The sequence below is a fragment of the Streptomyces dryopteridis genome, assembly GCF_049606955.1.
GTDB lineage: Bacteria > Actinomycetota > Actinomycetes > Streptomycetales > Streptomycetaceae > Streptomyces.
On sequence record NZ_CP187113.1, the window covers coordinates 3,936,505 to 3,961,753 of the forward strand.

Consider the following 25,249-nt stretch of genomic DNA (forward strand, 5'->3'; position numbering starts at 1 on the left):
CCCACAACGGCCGGCCGCGAAGACGCGGGGCACCCGTTCCCGCCTTACCCTCGGACCACGCACCGCCCTGCCGGCACCTCCCCCCGACCCCGGTCACCCTCCCGGCACCCCCCACGCCAGACCCCGCCCGACCCCTCCCACACCCGTCCACGGACCGTCCACGGAGGTTCCCGCTCCATGAAGCTCACCGTCGTCGGCAGCTCCGGGTCGTTCCCGTCCGCGGAATCGGCCTGTTCGAGCTACCTCGTAGAGGCCGACGGCTTCCGGCTGCTCCTCGACATGGGCAACGGCGCCCTGGGCGAGCTGCAGCGTCACTGCGGTCTCTACGACCTCGACGCGATCTTCCTGAGCCACCTGCACGCCGACCACTGCATCGACATGTGCGCGTACTTCGTGGCCCGCTACTACCGGCACGAGGGCGGACGCTGCGGCACCGTCCCCGTGTGGGGCCCGGCCGGCACGCAGCGCCGGTTGACCACCGCCTACGAGGACGTGCCGCACCCCGACTCCCTCGCCGAGGTCTTCGAGTTCCACACCCTGGGCACCGGCCCCGACCCGGTGGAGACCTTCGAGGTCGGCCCGTTCACGGTCCGCACCGTCAAGGTCAACCACCCCGTCGACGCGTACGCGATCCGCGTCGAACACGGCGGCCGATCGCTGACGTACTCGGGGGACACCGGGCTGTGCCCGGCGCTGGTGGACCTCGCCGAGGACACCGACCTCTTCCTGTGCGAGGCATCCTTCACCCACGGCAAGGAGGACCTGCCCGACGTGCACCTCAACGGCCGGCAGGCGGGGGAGTACGCGCGGGACGCGAAGGCCGGCCGGCTCGTGCTGACCCACGTGCCCCCGTGGACCGACGCCGCGCGCAACCTCGCCGACGCCCGCGAGGTCTTCCCCGGCACCACCGTCCTGGCCCACCCCGGACAGGTGCACGTCGTCTGACCGGCCGCGCCGCACGCACGACGAGGCCCCCGTCTCCCTCGGGTGAGGGAGACGGGGGCCTCGTCGTACGGGGTGGGGCGTCGTCCTTACTTGGACTCGGCCTTCAGCAGCTCGGCGAGCTCCTCGTCCGACTCGCGACCGGGGGTCGGGATGTTGAACTTGGTGATCGCGAAGCGGAAGATCACGTAGTACAGGGCGGCGAAGCAGAGGCCGACCAGGGCCAGGCCCAGCGGGTTCTTCGCGATGCCGAAGTTCAGCGCGTAGTCGACGAAGCCGGCGGAGAAGCCGAAGCCGTCCTTCATGCCGAGCGCCCAGGTCAGCGCCATGGAGACACCGGTGAGGACCGCGTGGATCGCGTAGAGGACCGGCGCGATGAACATGAAGGTGAACTCGATGGGCTCGGTCACACCGGTGACGAACGCGGTGGCCGCGAGCGAGGCCATCATGCCGCCGACGACCTTGCGGCGCTCGGGACGGGCGCAGTGGACGATCGCGAGGCAGGCCGCCGGGAGGGCGAACATCATGATCGGGAAGAAGCCGGTCATGAACTGGCCGGCCTGCGGGTCACCGGCGAGGAAGCGGGCGATGTCGCCGTGCTTGCCGTCGAACTCACCGGCCTGGAACCACGGGAAGGAGTTCAGGAGGTGGTGCATGCCGACCGGGATCAGCGCGCGGTTGGCGAGACCGAAGACGCCCGCGCCGACCGCGCCGGAGCCGACCAGCCAGGTGCCGAAGTTGTGCAGACCGGTGCCGAGGACGGGCCAGATCAGACCCATGACGATGCCGACGACCAGACCCGCGAAGGCCGAGAGGATCGGGACCAGGCGGCGACCGCCGAAGAAGCCCAGCCACTCGGGCAGCTTGGTGCGGTAGAACTTCTGGTACAGCAGGGCGACGACGATGCCCATGATCACGCCGCCGAGGACGCCGGCGTTGACCGGGGCCTCGTTCATGACGATCTTGCCGTCGACGACCGCGGCGACCTTCGGGAGGTTGCTGTCGGTGAAGGTGGAGAGCACCTTCTGGAAGACGAGGTAGCCGGTGACGGCGGCCAGGGCCGTCGAGCCGTCCGACTTCTTCGCGAAGCCGATCGCGATGCCGACGCAGAACAGCAGCGCCATGTTGTCGAGCAGCGCGCCGCCGCCCGAGGCCATGTAGGTCGCGATCTTGTTGATGAAGTCCGGGAGCGACTCCCGGCCGAGCATGTCCGGCTGGCCGAAGCGAACCAGGAGCGCGGCGGCCGGCAGCACGGCGACCGGGAGCATGAGGCTCCGGCCGATGCGCTGCATGACGGCCATGGCGCCCGCGCCCTTCTTCTTCTTTTCCGCCGCCGGGGCAGCGTTTGCCGTGGTCACTACGTCCTCCAGGGGGCAAGGCGCCGCCAGGGGACAAGGAAAAGGGGGGACGGCGGCGTCTCGAAAAGGTGGACCTCCGGGGCGGGCAAGGCCCTCGGTGGTCTAAACCACTTAGTGGTGTAGACCAGTTGTAGCACGGTCGGGTCCGCGTAAGGAACCCTCGCTTCCGGTGCCGAAGGACACATCCGGACACACACGACAAAGGCCCCCGGGAACCCGAGGTTCCCAGGGGCCTTCCGACCGGGCCCAACGTCCCGAACAAGACGTCCGATCAACCTTCCTCACACCGGGCGAAACCCACCGTCACCCTTCGACGACAGCGCGACCGCCTACTTCGTGTTCTCCTTCTGCATCTCCAGGATCTCCTCGTCCGACTCCCGCCCCGGCGTCGGAATGTTCCACTTCGTGATCGCGAACCGGAACACCGCGTAGTACACCACCGCGAAGCCCAACCCGATCAGGATGATCAACCACGGCTTCGTCGCCAGACTCCAGTTGATCACGTAGTCGATCAGACCCGCCGAGAAGCTGAACCCGTCCTTCGCCCCCAACGCCCACGTCACCGCCATCGACACACCCGTCAACACCGCGTGCATCGCGTACAACGCCGGCGCCACGAACAGGAACGAGTACTCCAACGGCTCCGTGATGCCCGTGACGAACGAGGTCAGACCCACCGACAACATCAGGCCACCCACCTCCGCCCGCCGCTGCGGCTTCGCACAGTGCGTGATCGCCAACGCCGCCGCCGGCAACGCGAACATCATGATCGGGAAGAACCCCGACGTGAACTGCCCCGCGTTCGGGTCACCCGCCAGGAACATGTTGATGTCACCGTGCACCGTCTGCCCGTCCGGCTTCGTGAAACTCCCGAACTGGAACCACACCGGCACGTTCAGGAACTGGTGCAGACCGATCACCAGCAACGCCCGGTTCGCCAGACCGAAGATCCCCGCACCCACGGCGCCCAGACCCACCAGCCAGTCCGAGAAGCTCTCCAGCCCCGAACCGATCGGCGGCCACACCCACAGGCACAGGGCCGCGAACGCGATCGCCACGAACGACATGATGATCGGCACCAGCCGACGCCCGTTGAAGAAGCCCAGCCAGTCCACCAGCTTCACCCGGTGGTACCGCTGCCAGAACCAGGCCGCCAGCAACCCCATCACGATGCCGCCGAACACCCCCGGATTCTGATACCCGAACGCCGCCACCGCGCCGTCCGCGGCCTGGCACCCCGTCGCCACCGCCTTCTGCCCGTCCGGACAGTCCTTCGGGAACGCGTGCAGCACCCCCCGGTACACCAGGAACCCCGCCACCGCCGCCAGCGCCGTCGACCCGTCCGCCTTCTTCGCCATCCCGATGGCCACACCGATGCAGAACAACAACGGCAGACCCAGGTCCGCGTCGAGCAGCGCGCCACCCGCCCCCGACATCACCCGGGCGACGTCCGTCCAGTTCAGACCGTCCGCACCGAAGACGTCCGGCTGCCCCAACCGGTTCAGGATGCCCGCCGCCGGAAGCACGGCGATCGGCAGCTGAAGACTCCGCCCCATCTTCTGAAGGCCCTGGAAGAGGCCGTTCCACCATTTCTGCTCGGGTACTGCTGCGGCGCTGCCGGCACTCATCGGCGTCTCCCTCGACCCAGCGGTGTTTCAGTGATGGCACACTGGTGTAGACCAGTTGCCGGTGGGGGTGTCACCGCAGCCCGCCGACCCGGCGGCCTGCCGTTGACCGCCATCATTCGGCAGCGGCCGGACGCGCGCTCGCGAAGTTGGGCCAACCGTGGGTTACCGTGACAAAGCGGAAAACGCCGGGGCCCCGCACGGGCAGGCGACCGTCGAGACTCGTTCTTCGTAGAACTCAGGGAGAAACACATGGCCACCAAGGCTGAGAAGATCGTCGCCGGGCTCGGCGGAATCGAGAACATCGAAGAGGTCGAGGGCTGCATCACCCGCCTGCGCACCGAGGTCATCGACCCCTCCAAGGTCGACGAAGCCGCGCTCAAGGCCGCCGGCGCCCACGGCGTCGTCAAGATGGGCACCGCGATCCAGGTCGTCATCGGCACCGACGCCGACCCGATCGCCGCCGACATCGAGGACATGATGTGAGCTGAGCCCCACGGCTCACCACACCACCGGCCGCCCGCACACCCCACCCCGGGGCCCGTGCCGGCGGCCGGCCCCGTTCCCCGCCCCGACCCCACCCCCGGCCACCCCCGACCACCCCCCCGGGCCCACACCACCCGAACGGACCACCCCACCCCGCACACCCACTAGGCTCGACGACATGTCTCGCATCGACGGCCGTACCCCCGAACAGCTCCGCCCCGTCACCATCGAACGCGGCTGGAGCAAGCACGCAGAGGGCTCCGTCCTCGTCTCCTTCGGCGACACCAAGGTCTTCTGCACCGCCTCCTTCACCGAAGGCGTCCCCCGCTGGCGCAAGGGCTCCGGCGAAGGCTGGGTCACCGCCGAATACTCGATGCTCCCCCGCGCCACCAACACCCGCGGCGACCGCGAAGCCGTCCGCGGCAAGATCGGCGGCCGCACCCACGAGATCTCCCGCCTCATCGGCCGATCCCTGCGCGCCGTCATCGACTACAAGGCCCTCGGCGAGAACACCATCGTCCTCGACTGCGACGTCCTCCAGGCCGACGGCGGCACCCGCACCGCCGCCATCACCGGCGCCTACGTCGCCCTCGCCGACGCCATCGAATGGGGCCGCGGCAAGAAGCTCGTCAAGGCCGGCCGCAAGCCCCTCATCGACACCGTCTCCGCCGTCAGCGTCGGCATCGTCGACGGCACCCCCCTCCTCGACCTCCGCTACGAAGAGGACGTCCGCGCCGAAACCGACATGAACGTCGTCTGCACCGGCGACGGCCGCTTCGTCGAGGTCCAGGGCACCGCCGAAGGCACCCCCTTCGACCGCAAGGAACTCAACGCCCTCCTCGACCTCGCCGCCGGCGGCTGCGTCGACCTCGCCGCCCTCCAGCGCACCACCCTCGGCCTCGACACCGAAGCCTGAGCCCCCAGGGCGACACCGGCACCACACGCCGGCACCACACCGGACGACGGGCCGGGACGGGCAACCGTCCCGGCCCGTCCCCGCGTCCCCACCGATGACGAGGGCACACCCGGACGGCCCACCCCGCCCGAAAACGCCCACCACCACGACACCGGGGGACCCCACCACATGCGAACCACCCAGCGACCCGCCGCCCCACGCCGCCGCCTCGCCGCACTCGCCCTCGCCACCGCCCTCACCCTCCCCGCCCTCGCCTCCTGCTCCGCCCTCTCCACCGCCATCGACTGCGCCAACACCGCCGTCACCATCACCCAAGGCGTCGCCGACCTCCAGCAGGCCGTCGGCAACGCCGGCAACAGCCCCCAGGACGCCAAGACCGCCCTCGACCAGATCGACGCCAACCTCAAGAAGATCGGCGACCAGACCGACAACGCCGACCTCGGCAAGGCCGTCGACTCCCTCAAGCAGGCCGTCGCGAACGCCCACACCGCCGTCGACAACGGCACCACCCCCGACGTCAAACCCATCAGCGACGCCGCCGCCGAACTCTCCAAGGTCTGCACCCCCGGCTGACCGGAATAATCGAGGGCATGACCAGCCGCCTCGTCCTCGCCACCCGCAACCAGGGCAAAGTCACCGAACTCCGCGCCCTCCTGTCCGACGCCGACCTCCCCCACGAGGCGGTCGGCGCGGACGCCTACCCCGAGATCCCCGACGTCAAGGAAACCGGCGTCACCTTCGCCGAGAACGCCCTCCTCAAGGCCCACGCCCTCGCCCGCGCCACCGGCCTGCCCGCCATCGCCGACGACTCCGGCCTCTGCGTGGACGTCCTCGGCGGCGCCCCCGGCATCTTCTCCGCCCGCTGGGCCGGCCGACACGGCGACGACAAGGCCAACCTCGACCTGCTCCTCGCCCAGCTCTCCGACATCGCCCCCGAACACCGCGCCGCCCACTTCCACTGCGCCGCCGCGCTCGCCCTCCCGGACGGCACGGAACGCGTGGTCGAAGGCCGCCTGCTCGGCACCCTGCGTACGGAACCCTCGGGCGCGGGCGGCTTCGGCTACGACCCGATCCTGGAACCCCTGGGCGACACGCGCACGTGCGCGGAGCTGACGAAGGAGGAGAAGAACGCGATCTCGCACCGAGGCGAGGCATTCCGCGTCCTCCTCCCGATCCTCAAGGACCTGCTGGGCTGAGGGGGCCGGCACCCGCCCGGGAACACGCAGAGGGCCCGGCTCCAAAGAAGCCGGGCCCTCGTGTCGAGCCAGTGCGGCGGAAGGGACTCGAACCCTCACGCCCAAAAAGGACAATGGGACCTAAACCCATCCTGGCTACCAAATTACAGCACCGCCGCAGGCCCTGACATGCTAGCCCTTAGGCGGTGCCGTGAACCATTGCCTCAGGTGGTCGGATCCTCGTTCGTCGCGCGCCCCCGCGACACCAGGTGTCCGTGACGGCGTGGCAGTTGGGGCAGAGCAGTCGCAGGTTTTCCCGTCGGTCGTCCCGACGGTCCCCGTTCACGTGATCCACTTCAAGGGTCATGGGCCGGCCGTGCCATGACGGAGGGGTACCGCACCCCGCGCACACCTCGGGGACCCCGACCTCGCCCAGGGCGCGACGCAGCAGGTATCCCGGGGTTCGACGTTCGCTCTCGTGGCGGATCAAGACGTCCGTGGCCCGGCGCCAACGCTCCGGCCTGATCAGACCGCGGTAGTGGGCCTGGCCGAGGAAGTGCTCCGTCGACAGGCCGGCCTCGGCGATCCATGCCTTCAGCAGGGTGCGGTTCGTGGTGTTCTCGGGACGGCCCAGCCGTCGCAGCGCGTCCGCGTACCCGAGGGAGTTCCGCACCACCTCGCGTAGTCCGTCCGGTGCGGGGCTTCGGCCCTGCCGTCGGGTTCGCACATCCGAGAAGTGCGACACGTCGACACCGTGTCGGGCGAACCGCGACAGCAGCGAACGCTTGGCGGCGTTCGGCCCGAGTCCGAGCCGTTGGATCGCCTCGGTGGTGTTCCCGGAGGTACGGGCCACTTCGACCAGCCGTTCACGGTCGATCCGGATGCCGTAGCCCCTCATCGACGGTCTCCCTTGCGGCGCCGGTAGCCGTCCGTGGTGGAGTGACAGTTCGGGCAGAGCAGGCGCAGGTTCTCCGGTGCGTTGTCCCGCCAGTCGCCGTTCACGTGGTCCACCTCCAATGGCAGCGGTCGGCCCTGCCAGGTGGGGGGTATCCCGCACAGTGCGCAGGCATCGGGTGTGCCGAGGGCCACGAGCCGCCGTCGCAGTTGTCGTCCGGGCGTGCGCCGATCCGCTTTCTCGCGCCCGTGGGCGCGGGGGCGGGAGCTGAAGTGCGAGGTGTCCACCCCGTACTTGGTCAGTCGGCGGCCGATGTGGGTCACATTTCCTCCGACCGGGTCCAGGCCGAGGCGGCGGACCACTTCCGCCGTGCTCATCGATATGGCTGCCACTTCGGCGAGTCGTTCGCGGGACCATTTCGCGTGATCGCGGGAGAAGTGTGAGGCGTCGATGCCATGGCGCTGCATGAGGGTGGTGACGTACCGCCGCTGGCCCTGGGTCGCATCCGGTATGCCCAGGTGTTCCATGGCCTCGGTCAGGTTTCGGGCCTCGGCGGCGGCCTCCGCCAGGCGGTCCGGGGTGTAGCGGCGGCGGGGGTGGGGTGGGGTTTCGGGCATCGGGTCCTCGTTCGTCGTGGCGGTTCGGGCGGGTGTGCCGGGCGCGGATGTTTGTGCGCGTCGGTTCACCTGGTCGGCTCAACGAACGGGTTCCGGTTCGGTCACGGCGTGTGAGGTGGAGTGGTGGGACGCGGAAGGAGCGGGAGCCCGCGGCCCGGTGGGGTCGGGGTCCCGCTCCTTGGGGGGCCGGGTGTCAGAGGCCGAGGTCCTTGATGATCTTCGCGACGTGGCCGGTGGCCTTGACGTTGTAGAGGGCGCGTTCGACCTTGCCCTCTTCGTCGAGGATGACGGTGGAGCGGATGACGCCGGTGACGGTCTTGCCGTAGAGCTTCTTCTCGCCGTAGGCGCCGTATGCCTCCAGGACCTTCTTCTCCGGGTCGCCGACGAGGGTGACCTCGAGGTGTTCCTGTTCGCGGAATTTGGCGAGCTTCTCGGGCTTGTCGGGGGAGACGCCGATGACGTCGTAGCCGTGGCCGGTGAGGAAGGCGAGGTTGTCGGTGAAGTCGCAGGCCTGCTTGGTGCAGCCGGGGGTGAGGGCGGCCGGGTAGAAGTAGACGATGACCTTGCGGCCCTTGTGGTCGGCCAGGGAGACGGGGTTGCCGTCGGCGTCCGGCAGGGTGAATGCGGGGGCGGTGTCGCCCGGCTGGAGGCGTTCGCTCATTCTCGGACAGCTCCTCGGGGAGGGGATCGGTACGCGACGAGACTAAGCTGACAGCCTGTTGACGGCGGACCTCGCCCCACAGAGTCAGACAGACCCAGCGGATCACCCCCGACCGACGGAGGCAGCGCGGTGCCGGAAGCCAGGACCCCCGCACAGATCGAGGCGGACATCGTCCGCCGGCGGGAACAGCTCGCCGAGACCCTCGACGAGATCGGAGTGCGGCTGCACCCGAACACGATCATCGGTGACGCGAAGGCCCGGGTGGCCTCGACCGTGGATCAGACGGCGGGGCGTGCTTTCGCCGCCGTGAATCGGACGGTGACGGACGTGCAGTCGAGTTTGCGGGACGAGTCGGGTGCGCCGCGTCCGGAGCGGATTCTTCCGGTGGCGTTGGTGGCTGTCGGGGTGGTGGGGTTGTTGGTGCTGTCGTTGCGGCGGCGCAAGGGTTGAGCGGGCCCTCCGGCGTACAAGGGAGGCTCGGGCAGGTAGGTTCACAGGGTGAGCGAGAACACCACCACCCACGACAAGCTGCCCATTCGCATGCTGCACGATCGCGTCCTCGTGCGGTCCGACTCTCCTGAGGGGGAGCGGCGCTCGGGGGGCGGCATCCTGATTCCGGCGACGGCTGCGGTCGGCAAGCGTCTGGCCTGGGCCGAGGTGGTCGCGGTGGGGCAGAACGTGCGCACCGTGGAGCCCGGTGACCGGGTGTTGTACGACCCGGAGGATCGGGCGGAGGTCGAGGTGCGGAGTGCGACGTACGTGTTGATGCGGGAGCGTGATCTGCACGCGGTGGCCGCGGAGCGGTTGGAGGGGTCGGAGGATTCGACGGGCCTGTACCTGTAGGGGTTCGGGTCGGCTCGGGTTCTGTGACGTTGTGCGACGGGTCGGTGACGAGGGTCACCGGCCCGTTTCGCTTGGGTTTGCTACGGTGGGGGACCCCGACGAGACGCGCCGTACCGGGCTGGACAAGACGACGCATTCCTTGTTCGAGCGTTCGTCGTGGAGGTGCCGTCGTGGCGTGGGTCCTGTTGGTCGTGGCCGGTCTGCTGGAAGTGGGCTGGGCGATCGGGATGAAGTTCACCGAGGGGTTCACGCGGCTGTGGCCGAGTGTGTTCACGGGTGCGGGGATCGTGGCGAGCATGGTGTTGTTGAGCTATGCGGCGAAGACGTTGCCGATCGGTACGGCGTACGGGGTGTGGGTCGGCATCGGTGCGGCGGGTGCGGCGTTGTTGGGGATGTTCGTGTTGGGGGAGCCGGTGACGGCGGCGCGGATCTTCTTCATTTCGTTGTTGGTGGTGGCGATCGTGGGGTTGAAGGCGACGTCGGGCCATTGAGGTGACGTTGTGTGATGACGGTTGAGGCCCCCGGGACGTGTTCCCGGGGGCCTCGTCGTGCGTGGGGTGTGCTGTTCGGCGGGGTGGGTGGTGGGGTCAGCGGCGGGTTTGGGGGGCGTCGGACTGGTCGCCGCCGGTGGTGCCGCCGTCGGTCTGGCCTTGGGTTTGGCCGCCGTTGCTCTGTCCGCCGTTGCTCTGTCCGCCGTTGGTGGTGCCGCCGTCGGTTTGTCCGCCGTTGGTCTGGCCGCCTTGGCTTTGGCCGGTGGTTTGGCCCTGGTTCTGGCCGCCGTTGGTCTGGCCTTGGTTTTGGCCTTGGGATTGGCCCTGGTTCTGGCCTTGGGTTTGGCCGGTGTTGGTCTGGCCGCCGTCGGTGGGGCTCGGGGGGCGGGGGGTGGGGCGGCCGGGGGTTCCGGTGGTGCCGCCGTTGTCTTGGCCGGCGTTGGTCTGGCCGGTGGTCTGGCCCTGGTTGGTCTGGCCGGTGGTGTCCGTGCCGGGGGGCCGGGGGCCGGGCGGGAGGGGTGGGGGTTCGGCGCCGCCGGGTTGGAGGTCGAGTTCGAAGTCGAGGGGATCGGAGTCGGCGAGGGCGGCCTTGGTGTAGGCGGCCCAGATCCGGGCGGGGTATTTGCCGCCGCTGATGCGGGCTTCGCCGAGGGCGCCGTAGAGGGATTGCAGGGTGCCCTTGTCGGGGTCCTGTCCCATCATCGCGACGACGGTGACGAGGTCGGGGGTGTAGCCGGCGAACCAGGCGGAGCGGTCGAGTTCTCCGGTGCCGGTTTTGCCGGCGGCGGGGCGGCCGGCGCCTTGGGCGGTGGTGCCGGTGCCGTTGTCGACGACGCTGACGAGCATGGAGGTGGTGGTGTCGGCGGCTTCGCGGGTGACGGCCTGGCGGGTGTCGCGGGCGGGGAGTTCGATGGTGTCGCCGCGTTTGGTGATCTTCTCGATGAAGGTGGCCGGGGTGTGTTTTCCGTGGGCGGCGAGGGTGGCGTATGCCTGGGTCATGTCGAGGACGCTGGCCTGGAGGGTGCCGAGGGCGATGGCGGGGCCGGCGTCGAAATTGGGGGTGTCGGCGGGGATGCCGAGGTCGATGGCGGTTTTCTTGACCTTGTCGCCGCCGACGTCGACGGCCATTTGGGCGTAGACGGCGTTGACGGAGAGGTCGGTGGCGGTGCGGACGGTGATGTCGCCGTAGCTGCGTTGGTCTTCGTTCTCGGGGTCGAAGGGGATGGTGCTGCCGACGACGGGGCGTTTGTTGCGTCCGTTGTAGAGGGTGTTGGGCGTGATGGGGGCGCGGTTTTGGGTGCGGCTGTTGTTTTCGACGGCGGCGGTGAAGACGAAGGGTTTGAAGGTGGAGGCGACCTGGTAGTCGTGGCGGGTGGCGTTGTTGACGTATTGCTTGAGGTAGTCGATTCCGCCGTAGAGGGCGACGATTTTTCCGGTGATGGGGTCGATGGAGGAGGCGCCGACGCGGACGAGTTTGTCGGCGGGGTGTTCGGTGGGGTCGAGTTTGTCGGTGACGGTGGTTTCGACGGCTTTGACGAGGTTGGTCTGGCGGGTGCGGTCGAGGGTGGTGGTGATGCGGTAGCCGCCTTCGGCGAGGGTTTTCTCGTCGAGGGTCTTGGTGGCGAGGATGTGGTCGCGGACGGCTTCGACGAGGTAGCCGCGTTGTCCGGAGAGGCCGGCGGCGGGCTTGATTTTTCCGGGTTCGGGGAATTTCATGGCGGCGCGTTCTTCGGCGCTGAGCCATTTTTGTTTGACCATGCCGTCGAGGACGTAGTTCCAGCGGGCGAGGGCGCGGGGTCGGCCTTGGGGGTGGGCGACGACGTCGAAGGCGCTGGGGGAGTTGAGGAGGGTGGCGAGGTAGGCGCCTTCGGCGGTGGTGATCTTGCCGATGTCCTTGCCGTAGTAGGCCTGGGCGGCGGCTTGGACTCCGTAGGCGTTGCGGCCGAAGTAGCTGGTGTTGAGGTAGCCCTCGAGGATGTATTCCTTGGATTTTTCGCGGCCGAGTTTGATGGCGATGAAGAATTCTTTGGCTTTGCGTTTGAGGGTTTGTTCCTGGCCGAGGTAGTAGTTTTTCACGTATTGCTGGGTGATGGTGGAGCCGGATTGTTTCCCTTTGCCGGTGGCGGTGTTCCAGGCGGCGCGGAGCATGGCTTTGGGGTCGACGGCGCGTTCGGAGTGGAAGTCGCGGTCCTCGGCGGCGAGGACGGCGTCCTGGACGGTGCGGGGGATTTGGTGGAGGGCGACGTTCTGGCGGTTGACCTCGCCGTCGCGGGCGAGGACGGTGCCGTCGGAGTACAGGTAGACGTTGGATTGGGCGGTGGCGGCGGAGTTGGCCGGGGGGATGTCGACGAGGAGGTAGCCGGCGATGAGGGCGCCGATGACGAGGAGGGCGCCGAGGAGGGTGGTGCCGAGGAGCATGCGCCAGGTGGGGAGGGCGCGGCGCCATCCGGTGCGGGGGCGGCGTGGGGGTTTGCCGGGTGGGGGTCCGTCGGGGGTGGTGGGCCCGTTCGGCGCGGTGGGGTGGGGTGGGGTGTGGGGATCGCGAGGGTCGGGTCCCGGTGGTGGTGTGGGGTCGTTCAACTCCGGGCTCCTCGGGTCCTCGGGGTGGTGTGGTCTCCGCGCCGTGCGGGGGTGAAATGTCTGGTCTGTACCTCCGCTGTCTACCCGATGGGCCGGGTTTCGGACGCGGGGGCCCGGAATTCGCTCGCAGGGATCGCCCCTCCGCACTAAGGTCGCCCGCTTCGACCCATGGGGAAGGGAGGCGGGAAGTGCGGCTGTATTCGATGGTGGCGCTCGGGGGGTTCCGGCGGTACGCGACGTACGGGGCGGCCACGGCGGCGGGGTGTCTGGCGAACGTCGTGTTCGGTTTCATCACGGCGTACACGTATGTGGCGCTGTGGGGGCAGCGGGCCGAGCTGGGCGGGTACGACCGGGCGCAGGCGGTGACGTTCGTGTGGGTGACGCAGGCGTTGCTGGCCTCGGTGTCCTTGTTGGGGGGCGGTTTCGAGACGGAGTTGCAGGAGCGGATCCGTACGGGGGACGTGGCGGTGGACCTGTGTCGGCCGGCGGACCTTCAGGCGTGGTGGTTGGCGGCGGATCTGGGGCGGGCGGTGTTCCAGCTGTTGGGGCGGGGGTTGGTGCCCTTGGCGTGTGGGGCGCTGGTGTTCGAGTTGGCCTTGCCGGGGGAGGTGGGGCGGTGGGTGTTGTTCGCGGTGGCGTGGGTGTTGGCGTTGGTGGTGAGTTTCGCGTTGCGGTTCGTGGTCGGGTTGCTGGCGTTCTGGTTGTTGGACGGCGCGGGTGTGAACGTGATGGCGTCGGTGTTGACGTTGTTCTTCTCGGGGATGGTGGTGCCGCTGACCTTGTTCCCGGGGGTGTTCGGGGAGCTGGTGCGGGTGCTGCCGTGGGCGGCGATGTTGCAGGTGCCGGTGGACGTGTTGTTGGGGACGAACGGGGCGGCGGGCGGGGTCGCGGGGGCGGTGCGGTCGCTGGGCTTCCAGGCGGTGTGGGCGGTGGTGCTGCTGGGGCTGGGCCGGATGGTGCAGGCGGCGGCGACGCGTCGGGTGGTGGTTCAGGGTGGCTGAGGCGGTGGCGGTGCGGGCGGTCGGGGGCGGCGGTGAGGATCCGGCCGGTTCGGGGCGCGGGATGGCGGTGCCGGGTTTCGGGGTGTGGGCGCGGGCCGCGGCCGGGGTGCGGGGCTATCTGTTGATCGCGGGGATGTGGGTGCGGGCGACGATGGCGTACCGCGCGTCGTTCGTGTTGACGGTGGCGGGGAACGCGGCGGTGACGGGGCTCGACTTCGTCGGGATCTGGATCATGTTCACGCACGTGGAGGCGTTGGGCGGGTTCTCGCTGCCGGAGGTGGCGTTGTTGTACGGGTTGTCGTCGACGGCGTTCGGGCTGACGGACCTGGTGGTGGGGAATTCGGACCGGGTGGGTCAGCGGGTGCGGGACGGGTCCTTGGACGTGATGTTGACGCGGCCGGTGCCGGTGTTGGCGCAGGTGGCCGCGGACCGGTTCGCGTTGCGGCGGGTGGGGCGGCTGGTGCAGGGGGTGCCGGTGTTGGCGTGGGGGTTGGCGGCGTCGCCGGTGGTGTGGACGGTGGACCGGGTGCTGCTGGTGCCGGTGGCCGTGGTGGCGGGGGCGGCGTTGTTCGCGGCGGTGTTCGTGGCGGGCGCGGCGTTCCAGTTCGTGGCGGGGGAGGCGGCGGAGGCGCAGAACGCCTTCACGTACGGGGGGACGGCCCTGTTGCGGTACCCGCCGACGGTGTTCGCGCGGGAGGTGGTGTGGGCGGTGACGTGCGTGGTGCCGTTGGCCTTCGTGAACTGGTGGCCGGTGTTGTACCTGCTGGACCGGCCGAACCCGCTGGGTCTGCCGGGGTGGGTGGCCTGGTGCGGGCCGGTGGTGGCGGCGCTGGTGTTGGCGCCGGTGTCGTGGGCGTGGCGGTCGGGGCTGCGGGCGTACCGCGGCACGGGAAGTTGAGAGCGAAGGGTCGGGTCGTGGACGGAGCGGAGCGCGTGATGGCGGAGGAACTGATCTCGGTGCGGGACCTGGTGAAGGTCTTCGAGGTGCGGCGTCGGGTGGGGCCGTTGCGTCGGGAGCGGCGGTTGGTGCGGGCGGTGGACGGGGTGGACTTCACGGTGCGGCGCGGGGAGGTGGTGGGGTACGTGGGGCCGAACGGGGCGGGGAAGTCCACGACGATCAAGATGCTGACGGGGATCCTGACGCCCACCTCGGGCCGGCTGCGGGTGGCGGGCATCGACCCGGCGCGGGAGCGGACCCGGCTCGCGCACCGGATCGGGGTGGTGTTCGGGCAGCGCACGACGCTGTGGTGGGACCTGCCGCTGCGGGACTCGTACGCGCTGTTCCGCCGGCTGTACCGGATCCCGCGGGCCCGGTTCGAGGAGAACCTCGCGCGGTGCGTGGACCGGCTGGAGCTGGGCGCGCTGCTGGACGTGCCGGTGCGTCAGTTGTCCCTGGGGCAGCGGATGCGGGGGGACATCGCGGCGGCGTTGCTGCACGACCCGGACGTGCTGTACCTCGACGAGCCGACGATCGGCCTGGACGTGGTGTCGAAGGCGCGGGTGCGGGGTTTCCTGCGGGAGTTGAACGCGGAGCGGGGCACGACGGTGCTGTTGACCACGCACGACCTCCAGGACATCGAGCAGTTGTGCCGTCGGGTGGTGGTGATCGACCACGGGCGGGCCGTGTACGACGGGCCGTTGGAGGGACTGCACGCGGTGGGGGAGAGCGAGCGGACGCTGGTGGTGGACCTGGCGCGGGAGGAGCCGCCGATCGAGGTGGAGGGGGCGAGGGTGGTGCGGGTCAGCGGGGTGCGGCAGTGGTTGGCGTTCCCGGCGGGGGAGTCGGCGGCGCCGCTGGTGGCGGCGGTCGCGGCGAGGTATCCGCTGGTGGACCTGTCGATGCGGGAACCGGACATCGAGGAGGTCATCGCGCGCATGTACGCGGGGCGCGGCTGAGTCGAACCGGTTCGGGGCGGGATCAGGGATCGTTCAGGGTCGGGTGGGGGTCGGGACCAGGGAAAGACCAGGGTCGGGGCCCCTCCTCGGGGCGTATCGCGGGTGGGGGCGCGCGCATACTCTGGGGCACATGAGTGACGAGCGGGCCCAGGAGCCGTTGCCGGAGAAGACCTCGCTGGAGAAGGCCCCGGAGGGGACGGGAGCCGGGGGACCGGGGACCGGGACGGGGCCGGCGCCGGGGGCGGGGTCGCGGCCCGAGGCGGTACCTGCCGTTCCGGCGGCGTCCGGTCCGGTGGCGTCCGGTCCGGGGGCGGTGCCGGGAGCCCCGGCGCCCGATCCGGCGCTCGCGTTGCGGGCCTCGGACGCGGACCGGGACCGGGTGGTGGAGCGGCTGCGGGACGCGGTGGCCGAGGGCCGCCTGGACATGACGGAGTTCGAGGAGCGGATGGAGGCGGCGTACGCGTCGCGGACGTACGCCGAGCTGGAGCCCCTCACCCGTGACCTGCCGCCGGTGCCCGGGACCCCGATGCCGTTCGCGGCGCACCCGCCCGTCCCCGCGGGGACCGGGGCCGGCGTGTCGCCGGCGCGGCCCGGGGAGGGCTCGGGGATCGTGTGGGCCGAGCGGGTGGGGGTGAGCGCGGCCACGACGGCGTCCGGCCTGGGCGTCGGCGTGATGTCCGGTTTCCAGCGGCGCGGCGCGTGGACGGTGCCGCAACGGTTCGACGCGGTCGCCTTCTGGGGTGGTGGGGAGCTGGACCTGCGCGAGGCGTACTTCGCGACGCGCGAAGTGGTGATCAACTGTGTCGCGATCATGGGCGGGGTACAGATCGTGGTGCCGCCCGGGGTCGAGGTGGACCTGCGCGGTTTCGGGTTCATGGGAGGTTTTGACCACGATCACCGCAAGGCGGGTCCGGTGGAGCCGGGGGCGCCCCGGGTGGTGGTGACCGGGTTCGCGTTCTGGGGCGGGGTGGAGATCAAGCACAAGCCGCTGAAGGGGCGGGAACTCCCGGGATCCGGCCGCAAGGAACTGTAGCCGGCGCCCGCCGGGCCGGGTGTGAGACGCGGCGCGCGGGGCGGAGGGGAACTTCCCGGAGGCCCCGGGAGTCGGCAGAGGGGGCGACACACGCAGAAAGGCTCAGGTGGGACACGTGGCACACACGGGACGCGGGGACGGCGACCCGGCCGCCGACGGCGGCGGTGACGGCGGTGGCCGCGTCGGCGGTCGTGACGGCGGTGGCCGCGCCGACGGTCGTGACGGCGGCGGTCGCGCCGACGGTCGTGGCGGCAGCGGCGGTGCCGCCGGTCGTGGCGGCGGCAGCGGCGGTGGCGCTGGTGGTGACGGCGGCAGCGGTCGGGACACCGGCCCGGGCGACGCCCGGGAGGGCGGTCCGGGCACCGGTCGGGACACCGGCCTGGACTCCGCTCGGGACGGCGGTCGGGACGCCGCTCGTGACGGCGGTCCGGACGGTGGCCGTGACGTGGGTTCGGGCGACGCTCGGGATGATGGTCCCGGCGCGCGCCGGGACATCGGCCGGGGTGACGGCCGGGGAGACGAGGGCCGGACGCCGTTGAGCAAGCCGACGCCGGAGCCCATGCCCGGCTCCGGGCCCACGCCCGGCTCCGAGACTGCGCCCCGCCCCGGGCCCGGGGCTGCGCCCAGGCCCGCGACCGGGCCCGCGTCCGGCCCCGGGCCCATGCCCGGCCCCGGGGCTGCGTCCGCGACCGGGTCCGCGACGCCGGTGGCGGAGGACGCCGTCCCGACCACGACCCGTTCCGCGTCCGCCCCCAACCCGCGCCCCTGGCAGCGGGGTGGTGCCGGTGCCGGTAGCGGTGCCGAGGCCGGTGTGTCCGCGGCCGGGGGGCCGGGGCGGGGCGGGTTCGTGTTCAGCGCCGCCGACGAGGAACGCCGCCAGGGCGTACGCCGCATGAAGGCCCTGGCCACGGTGCTGCTCGGCGTGGTCGCCGTGATCTACGTGCTCGCGACGGTCGCCGAACGCTTCTGGGGCGCCGGCCCGTGGGCCGGGTACGTGGCGGCGGCGGCCGAGGCCGGCATGGTCGGCGCGCTCGCCGACTGGTTCGCCGTCACCGCCCTGTTCCGGCGCCCGCTGGGCCTGCCGATCCCGCACACGGCGATCATCCCGACGAAGAAGGACCAGCTCGGGGTGTCCCTCGGCGAGTTCGTCGGCGAGAACTTCCTCTCCTCCGACGTGGTCCGCACCCGTCTGCACGCCCTCGGCATCGGCGGCCGGCTCGGGTCCTGGCTCGCCGAGCCCGCCCACGCCGACCGCGTCACCGCCGAGCTCGCCACCGCCCTGCGCGGCGCGCTGACGGTGCTGCGGGACTCGGACGTGCAGGCCGTGGTCGGCGAGGCGATCACCCGGCGGGCCGAGACCGCCGAGGTCGCGCCCGGGGTCGGCAAGACCCTGGAACGGATCGTGTCCGACGGCGGTCACCGCAAGGTCGTGGACCTGGTGTGCGCGCGGGCCCACGACTGGCTCGTCACGCACGCCGACTCGATCACGGACGCCGTGCAGGGCGGCGCCCCCGGTTGGACCCCCCGGTTCGTTGACCGCAAGGTCGGCGACCGCGTGTACAAGGAACTGCTGCGGTTCGTCACCGAGATGCGCGACATGCCCGAGCACCCGGCGCGCGGCGCGATCGACCGCTTCCTGACCGACTTCGCCGCCGACCTCCAGTCCGACACGGAGACCCGGGCGAAGGTGGAGCGCCTGAAGTCGGAGATCCTGGCGCGCGGCGAGGTCCAGGACGTGATCGCGTCGGCGTGGTCGGCGATCCGCGCGATGATCCTGTCGGCCGCCGAGGACGAGCGCAGCGAGCTGCGGCTGCGGGTACGGGCCGCGTTGATCTCGCTCGGCGCGCGGCTCGCGGCGGACGGCCGGCTCCAGGAGAAGGTGGAGGGCTGGATCGAGGGTGCGGTGGTGTACGTGGTGACCACGTACCGCACCGAGATCACCTCGCTGATCACGGACACGGTCGCCTCGTGGGACGCCGAGCACACCTCCCGCAAGATCGAGGCGCACATCGGCCGTGACCTGCAGTTCATCCGCATCAACGGCACGGTCGTCGGCGCGCTCGCCGGCCTGCTGATCCACACCCTGACCCAGACCCTCTTCTGAGGACCCGGGCCGGGGCGCGGACCGGTCCGGTTCGGTCCGGGGCGAGGCCCGGGACGGTACGGTCCCGTTCCGTCCCGGGCCGTCCGCCCCTTGTGCCCGGGGGTGTCAGATGCCGGTCTCGTCGCGGGTCGCGGTCGTGCCCTCCGGGCAGTCGCGCAGGTCGGACGCGAACCAGGCCGCCGCCGAGACCGTCGCCGTGACCGCCAGCACCGCCGGCCACGCGCCGATCCTCTTCGCGAGTGGGTGCGAACCGGCGAACCCGGCCAGGTACAGCGTGCCCAGCCCGGCCACCGCCGGCGCGCCGCCCACCCGGTGCCAGCGCAGGCCCGCCGCGACCCCGGCCGCGCCCAGCACGAGCCCGCCCAGCGGGCGCTTCTTCGTGAACCGGGCCACGCCGTAGCCGCCGATCAGCCCGACGGACGCGATCGCCGCCGTCGGTATCCGTCCCGAGATCCCCGCCATGCCCTCGTCCCTTCGCGACCGCCCCGCCCACGCGGCGGGGCCCGCCGTCGAGACTAACGCGCCGGCCCGGCCGCCCGACCGGCCGCCCGTTCGCCTCCGGCCGCGTGGCCGGATCCCGCCGGGTCCCCGCTAGCGCGTCCCGCGTGAGAGGGCCACGAGGGCGACGACGCCCACCGACACCCCGCCGATCACCCCCGCCGGCACCTCCTCCCGCACCGCCGCCGGCAGCAGCGCCAGCAGCCCCAACACGACCAGGAACGCGACGGCGCCACCCAGGGCCCCCGTCAGCACGCGCTTGAGATTCACACCCGGACAACGCGCCGACCACCCGTCCGGGTACGCCGTTCGGCCCAGGGGATCGACCGGCCGCGTCCCGGGGCACACCCCGCGCATGACGACGAATCCGATCAGCCCGATCACCCCGAGCCTCCTCCGCCCGCCCCGGCTCGGACCCGCCCTCGAAGCCCTCGCCCGCCGCCAGCGCCGTGTGCTGTCCCGCACCCAGCTCCTGGCCGCGGGCGTCACCCCCGAGGCCCTGGCCCGACGTTGCCGGCCCGGCGGGCCCTGGCAGCGGCTGCTGCCGCGCGTCCACCTGTTGCAGACCGGGCCGCCCGACCGCGCCCAGCGGGCCTTGGCCGCCGTCCTGTACGCCGCGCCGCCCGCCGACCCCGCGCCGCTGTCCGGGGCCGACGCCGTGTTGAGCGGCGGCGCGGCCCTCGCCCTGCACGGGATCGCGGGCGCGCCGGCCGAGCCCGTCACCGTGCTGGTGCGGTCGGGTCGGCGGCCCGCCGCGTGCCGGTGGGCCAGGCCCCGGGCCACCGGGCGGCGACCCGCGCCGTGGCGGGTGGCGGGCGTGCCCAGCGCACGGCCCGTGCGCGCCGTCGCCGACCTCGCCGCGGACCTCGTACGGGCCGCGTCGGGCGGGTCCGGCGGGCCGGGCGGGTCGGGTGGGTCGGCCGGGGGTGGTGGGCCGGGCGGGTCCGGTGGGGGCGCGGAGAGGTTGCGGGCGGTGTGCGCGGCGGTGGTGCAGGCCGGGTGGTGCGGGCCGGCGGAACTGCGGGCGGAGCTGGCGGCGGCCCGGGTGCTGTCGCACCCGTGGGTGCGGCCGGTGGTCGAGGAACTGTCGGCGGGGGTCCGTTCGCCGGCGGAGGGCCGGGCCCGGGAGCTCGTGGCGTCGGCGACGGACCTGCCGACCCCCGTGTGGAACGCGCCGCTGTGCACGCCCGACGGGGCGTTCCTGGCGGTCCCGGACGCGTACTGGCCGGACGAGGGCGTGGCGCTGGAGGTGGACTCGGCCGAGTACCACTTCGCGCGGGACGCCTGGCAGGCCACGGTGCGCCGCCGGTTGCGGATGCAGGCGCACGGGGTGCTCGTCGTCGGGGTCACGCCCGCGCTGGTCCGGGACCGGCCGGCGGAGGTGCTGGCGGCCCTGCGGGCCGCACTCGCCCCGGCACCGAGGCGGGACCGGGACGAGGCGGGTCGGGCCCGGGCGCAACGGGAACGGGCGCGGGCGCGGGACGCCGTGCGGGCGGAGGCGGGCGTGCGGGCGGTGGGGGCGGCGCCGACGCAACTGGCCCTGCCGATGCGGCTGCCCGGGCACTGAGGCCGGTGTCGGCGGGGCCCGGCACAATGACGGCGTGACGCCGACGCCCGAACCCGAACCCGCGCCCGAACCCGAGCCCGTGCCCCGACCCGAGCCGGAGGCCGTGGCCGAGGCCGAGGCCGAGCCCGCGTCCCGGCCCGGGCCCGCCGCCGGGGCGCGGGAGCTGCCCACGACGGACGCGGTCCGGGCGCGGATGTCGCGGCAGAAGAGCCGTGACACGGGGGTGGAGGTCGCGCTGCGGCGGGCGCTGCACGCGGCGGGGTTGCGGTTCCGCGTGCACCGCAAGCCGGTGAAGGGGGTGCGGCGGGAGGCGGACGTCGTGTTCGGGCCGGCGCGGGTCGCCGTGTTCGTGGACGGGTGCTTCTGGCACGGCTGCCCGCTGCACGCGACGTGGCCCGCGAACAACGCCGAGTTCTGGCGCGCCAAGATCGAGGGCAACCGCGCCCGGGACCGGGACACCGACGCCCGGTTCGCGGCGGCCGGTTGGCTGTCGGTGCGGGTCTGGGAGCACGAGTCGCCGGCCGAGGCGGCCGACCGGGTCGCGGCGGCGGTCCTGGCCCGCCGCCCGGCCCCGCGCACCCGCCCGGACGCGTGAGGCTCCGTCCCGCGCGGGGTCACGGTGGCGGCGTCACGGGCGGGGGCGCGGGCGCGGGACGGGCGCGTGCACGGGCCGGCGCCGGCGCGGGCTCGCGGCTGTGCCGTCAGGCGTCGGGCAGCGGCCGGGTCAGGGGCCACCCGTCGCGGGTGCGGGCCCAGGGCAGGGCGACGACCTCGTCGAGCCGGGCCTCGTCCAGACGCACGCCGAGCGCGGCGGCGAGGACGTGCGCGGCCAGGCGGGGCGGGATCGCGTTGCCGATCTGCTGGGCGACGTCGCTGCCGCTCCACGGGTAGTCGTGGGGGAAGGTCTGGAGCCGGCCGGCCTCGGAGAGGGTCAGGCGGGGCAGTTCGGTGCCGTCGGGGGCTTCGAGCCGGTTGCGGGAGACCTTGCCGGTGACGGTGAACGCGGGCTCGGCCGAGGTGCGGCGGCCCCGGAGGCGCGCGTCGCCGCCGGTGCCGTAGTTGGAGACGACGGTGAACGCGTCGGTGCGGCCCAGGGCCGCGCCCATCGTCACGCAGGGCCGGCGGCCGGCGGGGACGGTCGCGGGGCGGACGCTGCGCGCGTTCTTGTGGAAGCGGGCGTGGGTGGGTTCGGGGAGCGCGGCCTCGCCGTCGAGGCGGGCGACGAGGATCGCGCGGCGACGGGTCTGGGGGACGCCGAACTCCTCGGTGTGCAGGATGCCGTGCGCGACGGAGTAGCCGAGCCGGTCGCGGAGCACGCGCCCCATGGCCTCCCACACCGGCAGCACGGCCGGGACCTGCTCCAGGACGATCGCCCGGTAGGGGGTGCCGGCCTCGTGCGCGCTGAGCGCCCACCACAGGGGCCGCAGGACGAGCCCGGTGCGGGGGTCCTCCAGCAGGTGGAGGTCCTCCTGGATCTCCTTGCGGGCGGTGTCGCCCTCGGCGGCGGCGAGGCGGTCCACGAAGGACAGGACGAGGTCGAGGGCGCGCCGGCCGGCTCCGGCGCCGGCGACGGTGTACGTCTGGCAGGGCGGGCCGCCGGCCAGCACCTCGGCCTCGGGGAAGTCCATGGGCCACACCAGCTGCACGTCGCCGGCGTGGGTGGCGAGACCGGCGGCGGCGCGGGTGGCGCAGGCGTTGGGGTCGATCTCCACACCGGTGACGGCCAGCCCCAGCCAGTGCGCGGCGACGTCGAGGCCGCCGGGTCCGGCGAACAGGTCGACCAGGCCGCGAGGCGGCGCGGGCGCCGGGGCGGCGGGGCCGGCCGGGGCGGCCGGGGCCTGGGTCGTGGTGGGGGAGGGCGGGGCGGCGGTCATGTGACGGCAGTCTAGTTGCGCGGACGCGGGCCGAGCCCGGCCCGCCCGGATCGTCTCGGGATCCGGTCCGGGGCGGGGCCGGGGCGGTCCGTGGCGGGGCCGGGGCAGGCCGGGAACGGATCCCGGGCAGGTCGGGAACGGGTCCGAGTCGGGTCCCGATCGGGTCCCGATCGGGTCCCGGTCCGGGTCCCGGGTCCGGGTCCGGGTCCGGCTCCCGCCCGTGCCCGGCCCGGCCGGCTCGGCGCGCCCCGCACCGTGCCCGGCCCCGCCCGCCCCGCCCCGCCCGATCCGCGCCGCGTGCCCGCGTCGTCCCGTGCGGGCTCAGGGGCCGGTGGGGTCCGGGGTGCCGTGGCAGTCGGCGTAGGCGCGGCCGGAGCCGCACCAGCACGGGGCGTCGGCGGCCGGCGGCCACGCCTCGGCGCGGCCCCGGGCGGCGAGGGTCGTGGCGTACTCGGCGAGGAGGCTGGGGGAGGCCGGCGAGGTGTGCTCGGACGCGGCGAATGCCTCGTAGGAGGGGACGCTGGCGGTGACCACGCCGAGGTTGGCGGTGCCGGACCGGAGCAGCGTGCGGAGCTTGTGCTCCACGTCGGCGAGGTGCGCGTCGTGCGAGGGGTACTCGCCGGCGAGGGTCGGGTAGGCGGTGAGGAGTTCGCCGAGTTCCTCGGCCGGCCAGTGCAGCAGGGCCACGGGGAAGGGGCGGGAGAGGGCGGCTCGGTGGTCGCCCAGTTCGGCGCGCAGGCGGGCGATCTCGGCGCGGAGCTCGGCGGGGTCGTCGGAGCCCAGGGCCCAGATCCGCTTGGGGTCGTGGAGTTCGTCGAGGGGGATCGGGCCGGTGTGCCGGGTGTCGGCGACCATGTCGCGGTCGTCGTGCGGCAGGCCCAGCAGGCGGCGGACCCGGTGCCGGCCGGTGAGGAGGGCGGTGGTGGCGCGGGTCAGCGGCTGGTCCTCGTGGACGAGGAGGTCGACGGCGGCGTCGAACGCCTCGTGTGCGGCGTCCAGCTCGTCGTGGGCCTCCAGGGTCTCGGCGATCACCTCCCAGGGGGCGGGATCGGCCGGGGCGGCGGCGCGGATGCCGGAGATCAGGACCCGGGCCTCGGCCTCGTGCCCGTACTCCCACAGGTTCGCGGCCTGGAGCGCCTTGACGAGGTGGGGCTGGTCGGGGGCGTCGGCGAGGAGGTTGTCGTAGAGGGTGGCGGCCCGGTCGCGGGCGTCGGCGAGTTCGAGGTGCGCGGCGGCGCGCAGCAGGAGGGGTTCGCGGTCCTCGGGGTGGCGGTGCGCCGTGCGAATGAGGCGCTCGGCTTCGGCGATGTGCTCGGCAGGCGTGTCGGGGCGCATGGTTCACACCGTACTGCCGCTGGTCAGTTGGCGGGGGAGGACCTAGGGTGCCGCGCGTGCGGGATCGGATACCGGTGGTGGTGCACGGTCGGGGCCGGGGCGGACGCGGTCGGGGCCGGTGGGGTCGACGGCGCTCGGGGCCGGCGGCCGTTCTCTGGGTGGGCGCCGAACTGGCCACCACCCTGGGCGTGGTGGTGATGCTGCTGGTGGTGCACCAGTTGTGGTGGACGAACCGGCAGGCCGCGGCCGGGGCCCGGGATCGGGTGGCGGCGATGGAACGGGAGTGGGCGGCGGGCGGGGCGCTGCCGGGCGCCGGGGCGACGGACGGCTCGGATGGCGCGGGCGGTCCGGGTGGCGCGGGTGGTTCGGACGGCTCGGGTGGTTCGGCGTCGGCTTCGGAGGGGCCGGAACCCGATCCGAGGGTGGGCACGGACGAAGACGGCGACGGTGACGGTGACGGGTCGGCCGGCGTCCGTACCCCCGGCGCCGGCGGGTCCGGGGGCGGTGGGGCGACGCGGCGGCCGGGGTCCGGGACGGCGGGCGGTGGTTCGGGCACGGGCTCGGGTACCGGCTCGGGCTCGGGCTCGGGTACGCGGGGGCCGGCGGCGCCCCCGTCCGGGACCTTCGCGGTGCTGCGGATCCCGCGTCTGGGGATCGCGGTGCCGGTGGCGGAGGGGGTGGGGAAGACGGCGGTCCTCGACAAGGGGTTCGCGGGCCACTACCCGGGCACGGCCGGGCCCGGCGAGGCCGGGAACTTCGCGCTGGCGGGGCACCGCAACACGCACGGCGAGCCGTTCCGGTACGTGAACCGGCTGCGGGCGGGCGACGAGTTGCAGGTGGACGTGCGCGGCCGGCGGTACGTGTACGTCGTGGACCGGATCCTGACGCAGACCACCCCGCGCGACGTGTCGGTGGTGGCCCCGGTGCCCGCGTCCTCGGTGCACCCGGGGCAGGGGTACACGGCGCCCGGCTCGTACATCACGCTGACGACGTGCACCCCCGAGTTCTCCTCCACCTACCGGCTCGTGGTGTGGGGGAAGCTGCGGGGGTGAGGGCGGGGGCGGGCCGTACTGTGGCCGGATGCGTCCCTTTTGGGCTGAGCGCCCGCATCTGCTCTGGCTCCTGGTGCCGTTCGTCGTGTACCTGGGGGCCCTGCCGGCCGTGAACCGGGTGCTGCCGACCGTGTTCGGCGTGCCGTTCCTGCTCGCGTGGTTCGTCGCGGCGACGCTGGTGACCCCGGTGGCGGTGGCCCTGGCCTGGCGCGGGGACCGGCGCCTGGCGGCGCGCCACGCGGCGGCCGGGCGCGCGGCCGAGGGGGAGGGGGAGGGGCGGTGAGCGCGGCGGCGGTGGCG

26 protein-coding genes, 1 tRNA gene, 1 pseudogene and 1 riboswitch are annotated in these 25,249 nt (G+C 72.7%); of the genes and pseudogenes, 17 read left to right on the forward strand and 11 right to left on the reverse strand.

Going from position 1 to position 25,249, the window contains the following annotated elements:
- The first annotated feature begins 177 nt into the window (after positions 1 to 177).
- The gene (locus ACN20G_RS16855; RefSeq protein ID WP_424213612.1) at positions 178 to 945 is read left to right on the forward strand and encodes an MBL fold metallo-hydrolase; all 768 of its coding nucleotides are present in this window, start codon (positions 178 to 180) and stop codon (positions 943 to 945) included.
- 86 nt (positions 946 to 1,031) lie between these two features.
- Here the strand turns inward: ACN20G_RS16855 and ACN20G_RS16860 are convergent, their stop codons facing one another.
- Positions 1,032 to 2,300 carry a PTS transporter subunit EIIC gene (locus ACN20G_RS16860; protein ID WP_424213613.1) on the reverse strand — a complete coding sequence of 423 codons (1,269 nt, stop codon included), beginning with the start codon at positions 2,298 to 2,300 and terminating at the stop codon, positions 1,032 to 1,034.
- 329 nt (positions 2,301 to 2,629) lie between these two features.
- Complete coding sequence (locus ACN20G_RS16865) at positions 2,630 to 3,928, reverse strand: PTS transporter subunit EIIC (RefSeq protein ID WP_424213614.1); 1,299 nt, start codon at positions 3,926 to 3,928, stop codon at positions 2,630 to 2,632.
- A 243-nt stretch (positions 3,929 to 4,171) separates the two neighbouring features.
- Between ACN20G_RS16865 and ACN20G_RS16870 the strand changes: the two are divergent.
- From ACN20G_RS16870 to rdgB, 4 genes and pseudogenes are all read left to right on the forward strand, one after another.
- A pseudogene (locus ACN20G_RS16870) lies at positions 4,172 to 4,411 on the forward strand (glucose PTS transporter subunit EIIB); the annotation flags it as partial.
- A gap of 178 nt (positions 4,412 to 4,589) precedes the next feature.
- The gene (gene rph, locus ACN20G_RS16875) at positions 4,590 to 5,327 is read left to right on the forward strand and encodes a ribonuclease PH (RefSeq protein ID WP_424213615.1); all 738 of its coding nucleotides are present in this window, start codon (positions 4,590 to 4,592) and stop codon (positions 5,325 to 5,327) included.
- Positions 5,328 to 5,495: 168 nt separating this feature from the next.
- Positions 5,496 to 5,900 carry a hypothetical protein gene (locus ACN20G_RS16880; RefSeq protein ID WP_424213616.1) on the forward strand — a complete coding sequence of 135 codons (405 nt, stop codon included), beginning with the start codon at positions 5,496 to 5,498 and terminating at the stop codon, positions 5,898 to 5,900.
- Positions 5,901 to 5,917: 17 nt separating this feature from the next.
- Positions 5,918 to 6,523, forward strand: coding sequence for an RdgB/HAM1 family non-canonical purine NTP pyrophosphatase (rdgB, locus tag ACN20G_RS16885; RefSeq protein ID WP_424213617.1), 606 nt, complete (start codon positions 5,918 to 5,920; stop codon positions 6,521 to 6,523).
- A gap of 72 nt (positions 6,524 to 6,595) precedes the next feature.
- Here the strand turns inward: rdgB and ACN20G_RS16890 are convergent.
- From ACN20G_RS16890 to bcp, 4 genes are all read right to left on the reverse strand, one after another.
- Positions 6,596 to 6,681: transfer RNA gene (locus tag ACN20G_RS16890), tRNA-Leu, on the reverse strand.
- 20 nt (positions 6,682 to 6,701) lie between these two features.
- Positions 6,702 to 7,400 (reverse strand): HNH endonuclease, encoded by a 699-nt coding sequence (locus ACN20G_RS16895; protein ID WP_424213618.1) that lies wholly within the window; start codon positions 7,398 to 7,400, stop codon positions 6,702 to 6,704.
- Positions 7,397 to 8,014, reverse strand: a complete 618-nt coding sequence (locus tag ACN20G_RS16900; protein WP_424213619.1) for an HNH endonuclease signature motif containing protein — start codon at positions 8,012 to 8,014, stop codon at positions 7,397 to 7,399. The genes ACN20G_RS16895 and ACN20G_RS16900 overlap by 4 nt, the downstream gene beginning before the upstream one ends.
- Before the next feature lie 193 nt (positions 8,015 to 8,207).
- Positions 8,208 to 8,675 (reverse strand): thioredoxin-dependent thiol peroxidase, encoded by a 468-nt coding sequence (gene bcp / locus ACN20G_RS16905; protein WP_424213620.1) that lies wholly within the window; start codon positions 8,673 to 8,675, stop codon positions 8,208 to 8,210.
- Between the two features lie 129 nt (positions 8,676 to 8,804).
- Between bcp and ACN20G_RS16910 the strand changes: the two genes are divergently transcribed.
- The 3 genes from ACN20G_RS16910 (at position 8,805) to ACN20G_RS16920 (ending at position 10,009) form a co-directional block, all read left to right on the forward strand.
- Complete coding sequence (locus tag ACN20G_RS16910) at positions 8,805 to 9,125, forward strand: DUF3618 domain-containing protein (RefSeq protein WP_424213621.1); 321 nt, start codon at positions 8,805 to 8,807, stop codon at positions 9,123 to 9,125.
- 48 nt (positions 9,126 to 9,173) lie between these two features.
- Positions 9,174 to 9,518, forward strand: a complete 345-nt coding sequence (locus tag ACN20G_RS16915) for a GroES family chaperonin (RefSeq protein WP_424213622.1) — start codon at positions 9,174 to 9,176, stop codon at positions 9,516 to 9,518.
- A 74-nt stretch (positions 9,519 to 9,592) separates the two neighbouring features.
- Positions 9,593 to 9,655: riboswitch (guanidine-III (ykkC-III) riboswitch) on the forward strand.
- A 33-nt stretch (positions 9,656 to 9,688) separates the two neighbouring features.
- Complete coding sequence (locus tag ACN20G_RS16920; RefSeq protein ID WP_424213623.1) at positions 9,689 to 10,009, forward strand: DMT family transporter; 321 nt, start codon at positions 9,689 to 9,691, stop codon at positions 10,007 to 10,009.
- 96 nt (positions 10,010 to 10,105) lie between these two features.
- On the opposite strand, the gene ACN20G_RS16925 is transcribed toward ACN20G_RS16920, so the two are convergent.
- On the reverse strand, positions 10,106 to 12,427 hold the full coding sequence (locus tag ACN20G_RS16925) for a transglycosylase domain-containing protein (protein WP_424215546.1): 2,322 nt from the start codon (positions 12,425 to 12,427) through the stop codon (positions 10,106 to 10,108).
- Positions 12,428 to 12,777: 350 nt separating this feature from the next.
- Between ACN20G_RS16925 and ACN20G_RS16930 the strand changes: the two genes are divergently transcribed.
- From ACN20G_RS16930 to ACN20G_RS16950, 5 genes are all read left to right on the forward strand, one after another.
- A complete protein-coding gene (locus tag ACN20G_RS16930) occupies positions 12,778 to 13,590 on the forward strand; it encodes an ABC transporter permease (protein ID WP_424213624.1) in 813 nt (270 codons plus the stop codon).
- Positions 13,583 to 14,488 (forward strand): ABC transporter permease, encoded by a 906-nt coding sequence (locus ACN20G_RS16935; RefSeq protein WP_424213625.1) that lies wholly within the window; start codon positions 13,583 to 13,585, stop codon positions 14,486 to 14,488. Before ACN20G_RS16930 ends, ACN20G_RS16935 begins: the two co-directional genes overlap by 8 nt.
- A gap of 38 nt (positions 14,489 to 14,526) precedes the next feature.
- On the forward strand, positions 14,527 to 15,486 hold the full coding sequence (locus ACN20G_RS16940) for an ABC transporter ATP-binding protein (protein ID WP_424215547.1): 960 nt from the start codon (positions 14,527 to 14,529) through the stop codon (positions 15,484 to 15,486).
- Positions 15,487 to 15,616: 130 nt separating this feature from the next.
- Positions 15,617 to 16,519 (forward strand): DUF1707 domain-containing protein, encoded by a 903-nt coding sequence (locus ACN20G_RS16945; RefSeq protein ID WP_424213626.1) that lies wholly within the window; start codon positions 15,617 to 15,619, stop codon positions 16,517 to 16,519.
- 661 nt (positions 16,520 to 17,180) lie between these two features.
- Positions 17,181 to 18,623: a DUF445 domain-containing protein gene (locus tag ACN20G_RS16950; protein WP_424213627.1), complete on the forward strand. Its 1,443-nt coding sequence runs from the start codon at positions 17,181 to 17,183 to the stop codon at positions 18,621 to 18,623.
- Between the two features lie 105 nt (positions 18,624 to 18,728).
- Here ACN20G_RS16950 and ACN20G_RS16955 read toward each other — a convergent pair whose 3' ends face one another.
- Positions 18,729 to 19,085 (reverse strand): hypothetical protein, encoded by a 357-nt coding sequence (locus tag ACN20G_RS16955; RefSeq protein ID WP_424213628.1) that lies wholly within the window; start codon positions 19,083 to 19,085, stop codon positions 18,729 to 18,731.
- Between the two features lie 129 nt (positions 19,086 to 19,214).
- Complete coding sequence (locus tag ACN20G_RS16960) at positions 19,215 to 19,391, reverse strand: hypothetical protein (RefSeq protein WP_424213629.1); 177 nt, start codon at positions 19,389 to 19,391, stop codon at positions 19,215 to 19,217.
- A gap of 85 nt (positions 19,392 to 19,476) precedes the next feature.
- Here ACN20G_RS16960 and ACN20G_RS16965 point away from each other — a divergent pair, with 85 nt between their 5' ends.
- Both ACN20G_RS16965 and ACN20G_RS16970 read left to right on the forward strand, forming a co-directional pair.
- Positions 19,477 to 20,688, forward strand: coding sequence for a hypothetical protein (locus ACN20G_RS16965; protein WP_424213630.1), 1,212 nt, complete (start codon positions 19,477 to 19,479; stop codon positions 20,686 to 20,688).
- Between the two features lie 34 nt (positions 20,689 to 20,722).
- Positions 20,723 to 21,283: a very short patch repair endonuclease gene (locus ACN20G_RS16970; protein ID WP_424213631.1), complete on the forward strand. Its 561-nt coding sequence runs from the start codon at positions 20,723 to 20,725 to the stop codon at positions 21,281 to 21,283.
- Positions 21,284 to 21,389: 106 nt separating this feature from the next.
- On the opposite strand, the gene ACN20G_RS16975 is transcribed toward ACN20G_RS16970, so the two are convergent.
- Both ACN20G_RS16975 and ACN20G_RS16980 read right to left on the reverse strand, forming a co-directional pair.
- A complete protein-coding gene (locus tag ACN20G_RS16975; RefSeq protein ID WP_424213632.1) occupies positions 21,390 to 22,562 on the reverse strand; it encodes a DNA cytosine methyltransferase in 1,173 nt (390 codons plus the stop codon).
- 321 nt (positions 22,563 to 22,883) lie between these two features.
- Positions 22,884 to 23,897 carry an SEC-C domain-containing protein gene (locus ACN20G_RS16980; protein WP_424213633.1) on the reverse strand — a complete coding sequence of 338 codons (1,014 nt, stop codon included), beginning with the start codon at positions 23,895 to 23,897 and terminating at the stop codon, positions 22,884 to 22,886.
- Positions 23,898 to 23,953: 56 nt separating this feature from the next.
- On the opposite strand from ACN20G_RS16980, the gene ACN20G_RS16985 reads away from it, so the two are divergent.
- Entirely contained in the window at positions 23,954 to 24,949 is a 996-nt protein-coding gene (locus tag ACN20G_RS16985; protein WP_424213634.1) for a class E sortase, read from the forward strand.
- 28 nt (positions 24,950 to 24,977) lie between these two features.
- Complete coding sequence (locus ACN20G_RS16990) at positions 24,978 to 25,232, forward strand: DUF3311 domain-containing protein (protein WP_424213635.1); 255 nt, start codon at positions 24,978 to 24,980, stop codon at positions 25,230 to 25,232.
- Positions 25,233 to 25,249 lie beyond the last annotated feature (17 nt).

Excerpts from the sequence above, each read along its gene's own strand:
- ACN20G_RS16865 (WP_424213614.1), bottom strand. The coding sequence starts at position 3,928 with ATGAGTGCCGGCAGCGCCGCAGCAGTACCCGAGCAGAAATGGTGGAAC.
- ACN20G_RS16955 (WP_424213628.1), bottom strand. The coding sequence starts at position 19,085 with ATGGCGGGGATCTCGGGACGGATACCGACGGCGGCGATCGCGTCCGTC.
- ACN20G_RS16940 (WP_424215547.1), top strand. The coding sequence starts at position 14,527 with ATGGCGGAGGAACTGATCTCGGTGCGGGACCTGGTGAAGGTCTTCGAG.
- ACN20G_RS16895 (WP_424213618.1), bottom strand. The coding sequence starts at position 7,400 with ATGAGGGGCTACGGCATCCGGATCGACCGTGAACGGCTGGTCGAAGTG.
- ACN20G_RS16900 (WP_424213619.1), bottom strand. The coding sequence starts at position 8,014 with ATGCCCGAAACCCCACCCCACCCCCGCCGCCGCTACACCCCGGACCGC.
- ACN20G_RS16950 (WP_424213627.1), top strand. The coding sequence starts at position 17,181 with ATGCCCGGCCCCGGGGCTGCGTCCGCGACCGGGTCCGCGACGCCGGTG.
- rdgB (WP_424213617.1), top strand. The coding sequence starts at position 5,918 with ATGACCAGCCGCCTCGTCCTCGCCACCCGCAACCAGGGCAAAGTCACC.
- ACN20G_RS16965 (WP_424213630.1), top strand. The coding sequence starts at position 19,477 with ATGACGACGAATCCGATCAGCCCGATCACCCCGAGCCTCCTCCGCCCG.
- ACN20G_RS16925 (WP_424215546.1), bottom strand. The coding sequence starts at position 12,427 with ATGCTCCTCGGCACCACCCTCCTCGGCGCCCTCCTCGTCATCGGCGCC.
- ACN20G_RS16980 (WP_424213633.1), bottom strand. The coding sequence starts at position 23,897 with ATGCGCCCCGACACGCCTGCCGAGCACATCGCCGAAGCCGAGCGCCTC.
- ACN20G_RS16880 (WP_424213616.1), top strand. The coding sequence starts at position 5,496 with ATGCGAACCACCCAGCGACCCGCCGCCCCACGCCGCCGCCTCGCCGCA.
- ACN20G_RS16855 (WP_424213612.1), top strand. The coding sequence starts at position 178 with ATGAAGCTCACCGTCGTCGGCAGCTCCGGGTCGTTCCCGTCCGCGGAA.
- ACN20G_RS16945 (WP_424213626.1), top strand. The coding sequence starts at position 15,617 with ATGAGTGACGAGCGGGCCCAGGAGCCGTTGCCGGAGAAGACCTCGCTG.
- bcp (WP_424213620.1), bottom strand. The coding sequence starts at position 8,675 with ATGAGCGAACGCCTCCAGCCGGGCGACACCGCCCCCGCATTCACCCTG.
- ACN20G_RS16990 (WP_424213635.1), top strand. The coding sequence starts at position 24,978 with ATGCGTCCCTTTTGGGCTGAGCGCCCGCATCTGCTCTGGCTCCTGGTG.
- ACN20G_RS16975 (WP_424213632.1), bottom strand. The coding sequence starts at position 22,562 with ATGACCGCCGCCCCGCCCTCCCCCACCACGACCCAGGCCCCGGCCGCC.
- rph (WP_424213615.1), top strand. The coding sequence starts at position 4,590 with ATGTCTCGCATCGACGGCCGTACCCCCGAACAGCTCCGCCCCGTCACC.